The following is a 13,629-nucleotide window of genomic DNA, read 5'->3' on the forward strand; positions in this document are numbered from 1 at the left end:
TAGACTTGTAATTTTATCCTACACGATTGTATACCAACTCTAACAGATTGCCCCTCACGATTGGATGCTAATTATATATAAATAGACATATACTCTATTTCTCTGAGATGTATAATAATGTCTCAGAAGTAACTAAAGCATATGTCTATATTAGCCTAAATAACTATCGTAAAGAACAGCCCTTTACATTTCTACTTATAAATTAGAAAAATCTAATGTAGCAAAATAATCATCTAGTGTTTCTGCTCGGCGAATTTGTGTGACACTGCCATCTTCATGTAGTAATAGCTCTGCGGAGCGTAATTTACCATTGTAATTGAAGCCCATAGCATGACCATGAGCACCAGCATCATGAATCACAATGCGGTCGCCCATGTCAATTTTTGGTAATTGACGATCGATGGCAAATTTATCATTATTTTCACATAAAGATCCAGTCACATCATAGGTCATGTTAGCTGGCTCATTTTCTTTTCCCATCACAGTAATATGATGATACGAGCCATATAAAGCTGGACGCATCAAGTTAGACATACATGCATCTAAGCCAATATAATGTTTATAAATATCTTTTTTGTGGATCGCTGTAGCCACCAAATACCCATAAGGACCTGTCACCATACGACCACACTCGTATGCCAATTGAATAGGGCTATGACCAGTTCCTGTAATCAAACGGTCATAGGCTGCTTTTACACCTGCACTTAACACCTTATAATCTACTGGAGTCTGCTCTGGTTTATAAGCAACACCAATACCACCACCAAGGTCAATAAAAGATACTTCTACACCAGTTTGTTCTTTCACACGCAATGCTAGGTTAAACATCAATTCAGCCGTGCCTACTAAGCCATCAACATCTAGTTCATTGGATACCACCATCGTATGTAAACCGAAGTTAGTAATACCTTTTCCTTTTAAGTAGTTGATAGCTTCCATGATTTGTGCTTCCGTCATGCCATATTTCGCTTCTTCCGGAAGGCCGATAATTGTGTTACCACCTTCTTTTAAAGAACCTGGATTGTAACGGAAACAAAAACGATCTGGTAACTCACCATGTTGTTCCAAATACGCAATGTGCGTAATATCATCTAGGTTAATAATCGCACCTAAATCCATCGCTTTTTTGTATTCTTCGTACGGCGTATCATTGGAGGAGAACATGATGTCATCTCCTGTAATCCCCACCTTTTCGCTCAAAATTAGTTCTGCCATAGAGGAGCAGTCTGCACCAATACCGATTTCTTTCATCATTTTCATAATATATGGATTTGGCGTTGCTTTCACAGCAAAATATTGTTTGAACCCTGGTGCCCAACTGAAAGCATCTAAAAATGCGCGCATATTATCCATAATACCTTTCGCATCATAAATATGGAACGGCGTTGGATATTGCTCGATAATCGTTTCTAATTGTTCCTTTGTAAATGGTGTTGTCTTTGCGTTCATCTTAACTCCTCAATCTATTTGTAATGTACTATGTGACAGCCTCTTTCTGTAACATAGCAATATATTAAACAATAGGCACTCTTCATGTATTATCTCAATAAGGAGCGACCCATTTCCGCCTAGACCTTAAGAGTTATACCATTACCTGTGAAAGAAATACATAATACTATGTCATCAATCCAAAGGTAATCCATGAATACCGTAACGTATTGTAACATACATTCTATAGAATTGTAAAGATTCTATAGAATGTATATATTAAATGATATATATGACTTATAAAAACATAATCTCACCTATGGAATGCCGTTGCAAATAGTAGCCTTGTAACGTTTCTTACTACTTAGTTTACACAAGCACAAAAGCCGATGGCGTGCTCCTCCTTAAGAAACGCAATTGAGCGTAGTAGACTTGTGGCGTTCCTTACTGCATACATTAGATAGCCTCAAGAAGAGCACGGTGTGCTCCGAACAAACATTACATAGTGCCGTTTGTGAGGAGTATACCGTGCTCTTCCCTTTACTTCTATTCAGTTTAGAATGCCACAGACTACATAGCACAACAAGTTACTTCCCAAATAAAGACGCATCTACACTATATCGTCCACCACCCATAAAGAATATAGCCAATGCAGCAAATCCCATTTGTGATGGATAATCCCATGCAAAGAAACCTGCATCTATATGAAGAATGGTAGCTGTAAACAAAACTCCAGCTAATAACAACGCTCCAAAGCGTGTAAATAATCCAAAAACAACCAACATACCACCAATAAATTCACAAATTGCTGCAAAAGCTCCAAACACTTCAAAGTACCCAGGCAATCCTAATGATCCTAACATAGCACCTACTTTATATAACCCCGATGCGCCACTTAAGAACTTCACATATCCATGATAGACCATAGAGATACCAAGAGCTAATCGCAACACCAATATTCCAAAGTTAACATACGTAGGTTTACCACGCAATAAAAAATGAACCATATGTGTATCCTTCCCTCAACAAATTTTCTTGCAATTAATTAACTAATATACATAAGTATACCATAACACCTTACCACTCTCCTAAATGCAATTCTATACATAATCCTATACCTTATATCCTACTAAGAACTGTTTAATACGATTGCCCCATGTTCCCCTATCCCTTTGAACGCAGTTGTGCATAAAAGTCTATGGCGTTTCCTTTGCTAAAATAATGACAACACAAAAGGAGTGCGACATGTTCCCGAACAAACATTATGAAATACCGTTTGTGAGGGAATGTGTCGCACTCCTACTATTATGCTATTTTCAAAGGAACGCCATAGACTGAATAGGGCTGCAAGTGTTACCCGATGTCAGCAGGTGTAGAGAAATCTACTGTAATACCCAATGCTTTCGCTACGCCTTCACCATATGCAGGATCACATGCATAGCAATGTTTAGCATGACGTTCTTGGATGAACAATGGAACTCCTGCCATATTGCGAGCTGTATTACTAAACAATACTTGTTGTTGTTCTGGAGTCATGAGACGGAACAATTTACCAGGTTGTGTGTAGTAATCGGAATCATCTTCACGGAAGTCGTATTGGTATGCTTTACCAGACACGTCATATCCTGGATCTTTGTATTGTGGTTGGTTAGCCCATTGGCCAAAGCTATTTGGAGCATATCCAATAGTAGCGCCATGGTTGCCATCTACACGGCCTTGTCCATCACGATGGTAAGAATTGAATGGGCATTTAGGCGCATTCACAGGAATGGATGGATAGTTTGTGCCTAAGCGGTAACGTTGTGCATCAGCGTAGGAGAACAAACGACCTTGTAACATGCGGTCAGGACTGAATCCAATACCAGGAATGATTGTGGATGGAGCAAATGCAGCTTGTTCTACATCTTGGAAGTAGTTTTCTGGGTTGCGGTTCAATTCCATTACCCCTACTTCGATTAATGGGAAGTCTTTTTTATACCATACTTTTGTAAGGTCAAATGGATTGTATGGAAGAGCTTCTGCTTGTTCTTCTGTCATCACTTGAATGTATAATTTCCAACGAGGGAAATCACCTTTAGCGATCGCGTCAAATAAGTCACGTTGTGCACTTTCACGGTCATTCGCAATGATAGCAGCTGCTTCATCTTCTGTTAAGTTTTTAATTGGTTGTTGGCATACCCAGTGGAATTTCACCCATACGCGTTCATCGTTTGCATTGATTAAGCTATATGTGTGGGAACCAAAACCATGCATATGACGGTAGCCATCAGGAATACCACGGTCACTCATAACGATCGTGATTTGGTGCATTGCTTCTGGCAAGCTAGTCCAGAAATCCCAGTTTGCAGTAGCGTCACGCAAGTTAGTTTCAGGATTACGTTTTACCGCACGATTCAAATCAGGGAATTGCAATGGATCGCGGATGAAGAATACTGGTGTGTTGTTACCTACTAAATCCCAGTTACCTTCTTCTGTGTACATTTTCACAGCGAAACCACGGATATCACGTTCCGCATCAGCGGCACCACGTTCACCAGCTACTGTGGAGAAACGTACAAACAAATCAGTTTGTTTACCTACTTCAGAGAATACTTTTGCTTTTGTATATTTAGTGATGTCGTTTGTCACTGTGAAAGTACCGAATGCACCGGATCCTTTCGCATGCATACGGCGTTCGGGAATCACTTCACGAGCAAAGTGACCTAATTTTTCCATCAACCACACATCTTGCATCAATACAGGACCACGTTTTCCAGCTGTAGCACTGTTGTTATTATCCGGCACTGGAGCACCAAAGGCTGTTGTCAATTTTTCTTCTTTCATAACTTTCTCCTTTGTAAACTTATACATATTATAATAAAATTAAAACCTATATCTTTTACAACGGATAATAATTATCCGTTACTTTATGATGTAATTATAAAACTTTTTCTATGTATTGTCAATAATGATTTTCCATTAATTTTCATTATTCTTAATGTTATTAACTATAACATTATCAAGTTATTAATTATATATCATCCATATATATATGAAACTATACCCCAGAAGGATACCCAAGGCATTCAAGGGCATTTCTATATATCCCATATAACAAAAAGGGACTATGAAAGAATAGTCCTCTATTCTTTCACAGTCCCCATAGTATTTACTTAGTCAATACTGCGATCCACGGATGCAATCTGAAATTACATCATACCGCCCATACCACCCATTGGAGGCATTGGAGGCATCATTGGAGCATTTTCATCTACTTTGTCAGCTACAATGGATTCAGTAGTTAATACTAATGCTGCGATGGATGCTGCATTTTGTAAAGCAGAGCGTGTTACTTTAGCAGGGTCCACGATACCAGCTTTTACCATGTCTACATATTCTTCTGTTAATGCATTGAAACCGATGCCGCTTTCAGTAGATTTTACGCGTTCTACTACAACGGAACCTTCTAAACCTGCATTGTAAGCGATTTGGCGTAGTGGTTCTTCCACAGCACGGCGAACAAGATTTACACCTGTCAATACATCGCCAGTTGCTTCGATACCGTCTAATGCTGGGATGATGTCGATTAATGTAGTACCACCACCTGCCACGATACCTTCTTCTACAGCTGCACGAGTAGCGTTCAATGCGTCTTCGATGCGAAGTTTTTTATCTTTTAATTCCACTTCTGTTGCTGCACCTACTTCGATCACAGCGACACCACCAGACAATTTAGCCAAACGCTCTTGTAATTTTTCTTTATCGAATTCAGAAGTAGCTTCTTCTGCTTGTGCGCGAACTTGTGCTACACGACGAGCAATCACGTCTTTATTACCATTACCATCAACGATGATAGTTTCGTCTTTTGTGATGCGAACTTGACGAGCTGTACCCAAGTGTTCTAAATCTACATTCTCTAGTTTCAAGCCCACTTCTTCGCTGATGACGATACCACCAGTTAAGATAGCAATATCTTCTAACATAGCTTTACGACGATCGCCGAATCCAGGAGCTTTCACAGCTACTGCTTTTAATGTACCACGAAGGCGGTTCACTACTAATGTAGCCAATGCTTCGCCGTCTACGTCTTCAGCAATGATCACAAGTTCTTTACCAAGTTTTACAACTTTTTCAAGAGCTGGTAATAAATCAGCGATAACGGAGATTTTGCGGTCAGTGATCAAGATCAATGGTTCGTTCACAACTGCTTCCATTTTATCTGGGTCAGTCACCATGTAAGGGGATAAGTAGCCACGGTCAAATTGCATACCTTCTACTACGTTCAATTCAGTTTGTAATGTTTTAGATTCTTCTACAGTGATAACACCATCGTTGCCTACACGGTCCATTGCTTCCGCGATCAATGCGCCGATTTCTTCGTCAGCTGCAGATACGGATGCTACTTGAGCAATGTCTTGTTTACCATTTACATCAATCGCTTTGGATTGAATTTCAGCCACTAATTTTTTAACGGCTAATTCGATACCTTTTTTAAGGATCATTGGGTTAGCACCAGCTGCTACATTGCGCATACCTTCTTGAATCATAGCTTGCGCCAAGACTGTAGCAGTAGTTGTACCATCACCAGCTACATCGTTAGTTTTAGTAGCAACTTCTTTCACTAATTGAGCACCCATGTTTTCAAATGGATCTGGAAGTTCAATATCGCGAGCGATAGTCACACCATCGTTAGTGATTGTTGGGGCACCAAATTTTTTCTCTAATACTACATTGCGACCTTTAGGTCCTAATGTTACTTTTACTGCATTTGCTAATTGATCAACGCCACGGCCTAATGCACGGCGTGCTTCTTCGTTAAATAAAATTTCTTTTGCCATTGTATAGCCTCCTATATGGGGTTGTCCCCTTCTTTGGTCAGATTATAATACTGCTAAAATATCTTTTTCGCTGATGATTAAATGGTCAATGCCATCAATTTTGAACTCAGTACCAGCATATTTGGAGAACATAACTGTATCGCCCACTTTAACTTCTGGTGCTACACGTTCGCCATTGTCACATAATTTACCAGGACCCACAGCAATAACCGTACCTTCAGATGGACGTTCTTTTGTGGAAGATGCTAAAAAGATACCACTTTCCGTTTTTGTTTCTACTTCTAATACACGAATAATGACACGATCGCCTAATGGTTTCATTGTTATACCTCTTCTCTTATACACTATAATATCGATGTTAGCACTCAAGAGTGGTGAGTGCTAATCACAAGTATTATTATAAATCATTTTTAAATTTTTGCAAGTCTTTTTTGACTTTTTGACTAAATACTTTTTCATAGTTAAAACTTTGCTTCATAGCAGCCATAATTTTTTTATGATTTTGCTTCATGAGCTGCGATAATCTTTTTGCAAGTTTCCACGAGGCTAATGCGTTTATCCATACTGAAAGCTCGTATTTTCTCGTACGCTTTTTCCTCAGAAAATCCATGTAAACTCATCAATATGCCCGTCGCTTTCGCCACATATTTTCGTTCTTCTAGGGAACTTTCCAATCCTTTGACCTGTTCTAGCAAGTTTTCTTCTTCTTGAAAACGACCCATAGCCATCTGTAGAGCTGGACCTAAGTCCGATTCTCGTAGAGGTTTTATTAAATAACCATACACTCCAGATTGAGATGCCTTTTGGATTAAATCATCTTGGCTGTACGCTGTTAATAGTACCACTGGAGCCAATCGTTGATGGCGAATTTGTCGAGCCGCTTCTATGCCATCTAATTCAGGCATCTTCACATCCATCAATACTATATCTGGTTGTACTGTTTGACATAGTTGAATAGCCTCTACACCATTACAACCTTCCCCTACAACGGTATGACCTTGGCTTTCTAATATATCTCGCAAGTCCATGCGAATGAGCGACTCATCATCTACTACTAAGACGCGCATACTCTTCTCCTTTATGTATCCAAATATCTACCACAGTCCCTGTTCCTTTAGATGTCCAAGAAATTCTTCCATCCAATTCATTTCGCACTAAATTCTCTATAATCTGTAATCCTAAATGGCTCTTTCTAGTACTTTCAAAATCGTCTGGCAAACCACAGCCTGAGTCACGGATACTAATGTGTAGCATGTCATAATGTCCAACGTCCCTTACGTCTCGTACCTCTACCTGTACTTGACCTTTTATTCTGTCTTTGAAAGCATGTTTAAAGAGATTGGAAAAGAGTTCATTCATTACCAAGGACACATAGCTGGCCTTGTGAGATGACATAATAATGTCTTCTCCAATATATTCCATGTCTATGCGTTGCTCAGAAGACCCTAACCCTTGTCGCAACAAGCGCCACAGTTCTTCTATAATACTGCGCAACGCCACATAGTCTTCATCAAAATTAGACACGATTTCATGGACAAGAGCCATACTTTCAATCCGATGAATACTGTTTTGTAAGGCTTGTTTTACATCTTCGGAAGTACTTCTTCTACTTTGCATGCGCAATAAACCCGCTACAGATTGCAAATTATTTTTCACTCGATGATGCACTTCTTTAATGACAGAATTTTTTACTAGTAACTGTTGATCCCGTTTTCGAAGCTCCGTCTTATCTTGTAACACCAAAATACCACGTTTCCATCTAACTCCAAGAACAACGGGAATCATCACTTGTCGCAAGGCAATATCACCATATAATTCTTCGTCAATCGTACCTAGTCTATCTTCTAAAGCCTTTTTAATACGACCTACTTTCAATGTGCTGCTATAGATTGATGTACCCTGTATGCGTCTGTCGATACCAAATATATCCCCTAATTTTTTCGCAGCACGGTTCGCATATAAAATAGTTCCATCCTGTTCAAAGAAAATAATTCCATCTAATACGGAAATCCCACCATATAACTCAGGTTGTTGTAATTGTGGTACTAACATTCCTTGAAACGTAGTCTGTGATACCATGGACATAAATTCATCATAACGATTAGAATACACTTCAGACACAGGATTAGTAAAGGCACAAGCACCAATACATTTGCCTCCATTATCTACAATAGGATAGATATAAGCGTGATAGGTTTCTACTGTAATCCCACTATCTGTTTCTTCTTCCCACTCCAATAGGCCTGCAAAAGGTTTTCCTGTATCTAATATCTGTTGAATCGGATGCTCTAGGGGTATGTCTAATTTCTGTACTGTCCCCGTATGACGACTATCCAACGCTCCACTAAGTAAAAGGTGTCCGTCCTTAGCTTGCACTAAGAGGGACACCCCTTGCTCACTGATAGCTTTACCAAAGCTTAATCGTTCAGAGAACTGCAATAGTAAAGCCTGTTGTGTAGGATATAAATCTGTTTCTTTGTCTAGGCTGTCTTTCCAACTAATCATGTTGGTTTCCTTTCCACAAATCACTGCCCAATGGAATGGACGGTTTTGCATTCAAAGTGTAGTTACTGAATTTACCAGCTTGTGCCATATAATAGGCTCGGCAACCAATCATAGCTGCATTATCTGTAGCCAACATAGATCCTGCTGTGAGGTACGTCAAGCCTTCTGCTTCACACATGGCTTGTAAATCTCGCTGCAATCCACTGTTAGCCGACACGCCACCAGCTAAAGCGATCTTCGTTTCTCCTAATGTATGAGCCGCTTCTTTCATTTTTTCTACCAATACGTCTGTAATGGCCTTTTGAAAGGAGGCTGCTACATCTTCATGACAGATGGATTCACCTTTTTGTTGTTTTCCATTGATATAATTAAGAACAGCCGACTTCAAGCCACTGAAACTAAAATCGAAATTTCCTTTTTCTAATAAGGGTCTTGGAAACTCTATGGCATCCGGATTTCCCACTTTCGCCAACGCATCAATATGTGGCCCTCCTGGGTAAGGATAGCCTAATACGCGAGCGATTTTATCGAAGGCTTCACCTGCCGCATCATCACGTGTTTGTCCTAATACCTGAAAGCTTTCATAATCTGTCACATGAACAATCATAGTGTGCCCCCCAGATACCACTAAGCACAAGAAGGGAGGCTCTAAATCAGGGTGTAACAAGAAATTTGCAAAGATGTGACCTTCCATATGATGAACGCCAATCAAGGGAATATCTTTTGCAAAGGATAGAGCCTTCGCCGCTGACACACCTACCAACAAAGCCCCAACTAAACCAGGCCCATAAGTGACACCGATATGGTCCATATCATCTAATGTTACATTCGCATCTGCCAAAGCTTGGTCAATGACTGGCATAATCTGTTCTATATGATGTCGAGACGCCACTTCCGGCACAACACCACCAAACTTTCTATGTATGGGTACTTGACTGGAAATTACATTAGAAACGACCGTTCTGCCATCTTGCAACACTGCTGCCGATGTTTCATCACAACTAGTTTCAATAGCTAGTGTGTAGATACTCATGCCAGTTCCTCCATTTCTTTCCTCATAATCAGCCCATCTTCTACTGGATCTGAATAAAATTGTTTACGTACTCCTACCGCTGTAAAGCCAAGTCTACGATACATCGCTTGAGCTGCAATATTGGAGACACGCACTTCTAAAAAAATATGCTTCATGCCTTGTTTACGGAGCATTTGCGTTAACTTACGAGTCATTTTAGATCCATAACCTGCACGACGATGTTCAGGATGTATGGCAATATTCGTAATCTGCCCTTCATCCAAGACTAACCAAGATCCTGCATAACCAATAATCTTGCCATCTTCTGCTTCTGCTACAAGGTACAGCTTATCTTCTACTTCTAAATCATCTAATAAGGCTTCCTTTGACCAAGGTGTTGAAAAACAGGCCCTCTCTATTTGGTAGATACCTTCAATATCACTTCGTAAGGCTTCTCGCAATGTGACCATTATCGTTCACCTGCTGCTTCACGGACTACTACCGTAGGTTCCACGTAGGTACCAGTGGCTAGGATGTCTTTGTTTTTCTCATCCCACACCACTTCCGCTTCCGATTTACGAATATAGAATGGCTCAATGGACTGCGCATCAGGAATCGTACCACTCACGAATTGTGGTAATGCCACTTGAATAACATGAGATGCCCGTGGGCGTTGCTTCGATTCATGACCGATAACAAGTCTAATAGGGTCAATACGACCTGCTTCTACACCTATGGCATATTCTTTTTCCAATCGCTTCAGACCATCCCCTACGATGACCACTGGAGTATCTCCAGATAGCTGTACTAGTTTCTCTAACAATTCAGTTACTTGATGTACTTCTATTGTATCTAAAGCAATCATGTCCGCGCCATTCCACTCATACTGACGGCCATAGACCTGTTTCTTTTGTGCATCAATGACAGTGCATACCCGATAGTTGGAATACATAAAACTTTGGGCTAACACATCGGTGGTGAGCACGCCTACTACGGGTACATTCCAAGCATAAGCCAAGGCCTTTGCCGTGCCTAAGCCAATGCGCAAGCCTGTAAAGGAACCAGGCCCAATGGTTACGGCAATACCGGTAATGTCAGATTTCTTTACTTTCCCCGTTGTCAGCACCGCTTCAATATGTGGCACCAATTGCTCAGAATGAGTAAGCCCTGCCTGTACAATGAGTTCGCTTCGTATTTCTTTGTCATTTCCTACCGCTACGCTAGCAATGGCGCTACTCGTTTCAATTCCTAAAATCATAGGTTCTCTCCTATGCATTGTAATGTTTCCTCTGAAAGTAAGTCCGTACGAACTGTAAACTGACGAGATCCATCATTACCGACAGAAATCTCAATCCACACTGTCGTATCTGGTAATTCATCGACAAACTTACTAGCCCATTCCACAACGGACTTCGTTTCCTCTGTATATTCGTAAAATCCGATGGTTTCCAGTTCTTCTACCAAGTCCATTCGATACAAATCGAAATGGTATAAGTTAGAACCATCTACTTCATAGGTGTTCATCAAGGCGAATGTAGGACTTGTCACTTCTTCTGTAACTCCAAAGCCCTTTGCAATCCCTTGGGAAAAATGCGTTTTCCCTGCTCCTAGCGTGCCATCCAGGGCAATACATATAGGACTTTCATAGTCTTTCATAAAATTCCCTAGGCTATAACCTAGAGCCAACGTTTCCTCTACGGAGTGTGTTGTATATTGTATGGTATTCATAGTATTCCTTTATCCAAATGATTATATCCCTTAGGTTCTACCGTAATCCATTGTCCATCATGGTCTACTAACACCTGTGCAGCGCCTGCTTTGACATACCCAATGATGGTGAAAGTCTCAGCCGGCAATGCCTCTGCTTTATCAGCTGGAATAGTTCCCACTAGCTGAAAATCTTCGCCCCCTGTCCACATAGAAAGATAAGGACTCATCTGATGACTTTCACAATAGGCCTGAACCTCTGGATGGATGGGCAACGCACTTTCATCAATGAAAATAGTCACCTGCGATGCGTTAGCAATCTCATTAAGCTCGCTGGATAAGCCGTCGCTGATGTCGTTCATAGACGTGGCACCTAAGTCTCTTGCTATTATACCACATTCCACATGAGGAATGGGCCGTTGATGGACAGACCTGCTCACTGGATAGTCCTCGCTGCCCTCTAACAAACTGTGAAGACCCACATAAGATAAACCCAGATAATTCGTGATGAACACTGCATCACCATCTTGAGCTCCACTGCGTAGGACAGATTGATTTGTTGGAACATCTCCAAACACTGTGGCAGAAATCACAAAAGGTCCCTCGGTCGACACCGTATCGCCGCCGATGATATTTACACTATACTCTGCACATATGTCATGCAATCCTTGATACACTTCTTCTACATAGGACGTATGTCGCCCCTTAGGCACTGCAATAGACACCACCATATGCCGTGGGGTGCCACCCATCGCTGCTATGTCGCTAATGTTTGCTGCCCCTAATCGATACCCTACATCAAAAGGGGCTGTGGTGCTTTCACTAAAGTGGATGCCTTCTACCATCATGTCCGTACTAACCAGTTGATCCACATCGCAAGGCGTATCATAAACAGCGCAGTCATCGCCGACACCAACCTTTACGTACGTAGGATTATAGATACTGTGTTGGGTTAATTTGTTGATGAGAGCAAATTCGTCAAGCGACGATACCCTACCCTCAGGTACAGTAGTACTATTTTCCATGTGACAGCGCATGTCCTCCACAGTTTCACTCTCCGAAGTAGCATCATAATCTGATATAGCATCCCTGCTGATAGTATACCCATTGTCATTATATTGTATGCTTTCTTCCTGTATGTTCCCGTTAGTACTATAAATATGCATACAACGATTCGATAACAAATGACTTTCGTCTAACAACAAATTCTGCAAGAAACGTTCTAAATATTCTGTTGTTCTATACACGCCTAGTTTCAAATTTTGATAATTGGCTCGTACCAAAGCATTTCTAAAGTACCACGCATGGTCAGCGAACATATCATTCGTCACGGTAAAGCCTAGGGTGCGGAGATATTTGATAAAAAACACAGCAGTCGTTCTCGTATTTCCTTCACCAAATACATGAATCTGCCACAATCTGGCAACAAAAGTAGCCAAATGACGAATCGTCTCTGACATATCCAAATTGGCATAGGAAAAATTTTTTTCTTGCTCTATGTCATAGAGTAAGGTCGCCCCTAGTTCAGACACGCTACCATAGGTCACCGTATCACCATCGAGAATCCATTCCTTTTTTGTGATATTGTAATCTCGTATACTACCCGCATGGGCATAGATATCTGTAAACAATTGTCTATGAATCGATAGGTACTCATTCGGCGTAAAACTGAAAGCTTTCTCTAAGAGCAACTCCGACATACGAAGTGATACTATATCCGCCTCTGCCGTTCTATCTTCTTGATTCGGATAGGATTCATAATAATTTTCCAACAATGTATGAAGAACCTGTAGGGACATCTGCCCTTCAATATTCTTCTTTGCTAAGTCTACTAAATAGGTAGACGGCGTCAACCCATCGACAGCTTGTAAACCAATAGCAGTCTTCCAGGCTTGGGCTTTTTCATATTGACTAGCTTCACCTTGACGGATATACTCCTCAAAAGGATCTTTATGCATCGTACCACCTCGTTTCATTGTGTAATAACAAACTAACGTATCTATGCCATTACGGATAATAACGATATACTATTTCAATTAAACTATAAGATCTGTATATCACTTTTCTATACACGTTGTTCTTATTGTACCATACTAGGGACTAAAGGATAACAAAAATAAAAGGAACCCCTATAAGGATTCCCTTTTACTATGTTTCCGT

The 13,629-nt window shown here is 40.6% G+C and carries 12 protein-coding genes; all 12 read right to left on the bottom strand.

The window, feature by feature from the left end; all coding sequences use genetic code 11:
- Positions 1-195: 195 nt before the first annotated feature.
- The 12 genes from HMPREF3032_RS06135 to thiL all read right to left on the bottom strand — a co-directional run bounded on the left by HMPREF3032_RS06135 (position 196) and on the right by thiL (position 13,427).
- On the bottom strand, positions 196-1,449 hold the full coding sequence (locus HMPREF3032_RS06135; protein ID WP_062403089.1) for a diaminopimelate decarboxylase family protein: 1,254 nt from the start codon (positions 1,447-1,449) through the stop codon (positions 196-198).
- Positions 1,450-2,015: 566 nt separating this feature from the next.
- The gene (locus HMPREF3032_RS06140; RefSeq protein WP_062403092.1) at positions 2,016-2,435 is read right to left on the bottom strand and encodes a DoxX family protein; all 420 of its coding nucleotides are present in this window, start codon (positions 2,433-2,435) and stop codon (positions 2,016-2,018) included.
- Between the two features lie 346 nt (positions 2,436-2,781).
- Positions 2,782-4,251 carry a catalase gene (locus HMPREF3032_RS06145; protein WP_062403095.1) on the bottom strand — a complete coding sequence of 490 codons (1,470 nt, stop codon included), beginning with the start codon at positions 4,249-4,251 and terminating at the stop codon, positions 2,782-2,784.
- 365 nt (positions 4,252-4,616) lie between these two features.
- Positions 4,617-6,245, bottom strand: coding sequence for a chaperonin GroEL (groL, locus tag HMPREF3032_RS06150; protein WP_062403098.1), 1,629 nt, complete (start codon positions 6,243-6,245; stop codon positions 4,617-4,619).
- A gap of 42 nt (positions 6,246-6,287) precedes the next feature.
- Positions 6,288-6,566 carry a co-chaperone GroES gene (gene groES, locus HMPREF3032_RS06155; RefSeq protein ID WP_038144714.1) on the bottom strand — a complete coding sequence of 93 codons (279 nt, stop codon included), beginning with the start codon at positions 6,564-6,566 and terminating at the stop codon, positions 6,288-6,290.
- A 173-nt stretch (positions 6,567-6,739) separates the two neighbouring features.
- Positions 6,740-7,312, bottom strand: coding sequence for an ANTAR domain-containing response regulator (locus tag HMPREF3032_RS06160; protein ID WP_062403101.1), 573 nt, complete (start codon positions 7,310-7,312; stop codon positions 6,740-6,742).
- Complete coding sequence (locus tag HMPREF3032_RS06165; RefSeq protein ID WP_062403104.1) at positions 7,290-8,750, bottom strand: sensor histidine kinase; 1,461 nt, start codon at positions 8,748-8,750, stop codon at positions 7,290-7,292. The genes HMPREF3032_RS06160 and HMPREF3032_RS06165 overlap by 23 nt, the downstream gene beginning before the upstream one ends.
- On the bottom strand, positions 8,743-9,783 hold the full coding sequence (gene tsaD / locus HMPREF3032_RS06170) for a tRNA (adenosine(37)-N6)-threonylcarbamoyltransferase complex transferase subunit TsaD (RefSeq protein ID WP_082717806.1): 1,041 nt from the start codon (positions 9,781-9,783) through the stop codon (positions 8,743-8,745). Before tsaD ends, HMPREF3032_RS06165 begins: the two co-directional genes overlap by 8 nt.
- The gene (gene rimI, locus HMPREF3032_RS06175; protein ID WP_009353597.1) at positions 9,780-10,232 is read right to left on the bottom strand and encodes a ribosomal protein S18-alanine N-acetyltransferase; all 453 of its coding nucleotides are present in this window, start codon (positions 10,230-10,232) and stop codon (positions 9,780-9,782) included. Before rimI ends, tsaD begins: the two co-directional genes overlap by 4 nt.
- Positions 10,232-11,020, bottom strand: coding sequence for a tRNA (adenosine(37)-N6)-threonylcarbamoyltransferase complex dimerization subunit type 1 TsaB (tsaB, locus tag HMPREF3032_RS06180; RefSeq protein ID WP_062403107.1), 789 nt, complete (start codon positions 11,018-11,020; stop codon positions 10,232-10,234). Before tsaB ends, rimI begins: the two co-directional genes overlap by 1 nt.
- The gene (gene tsaE, locus HMPREF3032_RS06185) at positions 11,017-11,490 is read right to left on the bottom strand and encodes a tRNA (adenosine(37)-N6)-threonylcarbamoyltransferase complex ATPase subunit type 1 TsaE (RefSeq protein ID WP_062403110.1); all 474 of its coding nucleotides are present in this window, start codon (positions 11,488-11,490) and stop codon (positions 11,017-11,019) included. Before tsaE ends, tsaB begins: the two co-directional genes overlap by 4 nt.
- Positions 11,487-13,427, bottom strand: a complete 1,941-nt coding sequence (gene thiL, locus HMPREF3032_RS07650) for a thiamine-phosphate kinase (protein WP_072270769.1) — start codon at positions 13,425-13,427, stop codon at positions 11,487-11,489. Before thiL ends, tsaE begins: the two co-directional genes overlap by 4 nt.
- Positions 13,428-13,629: the final 202 nt, after the last annotated feature.

Source organism: Veillonella sp. DNF00869 (assembly GCF_001553345.1).
Lineage (GTDB): Bacteria > Bacillota > Negativicutes > Veillonellales > Veillonellaceae > F0422.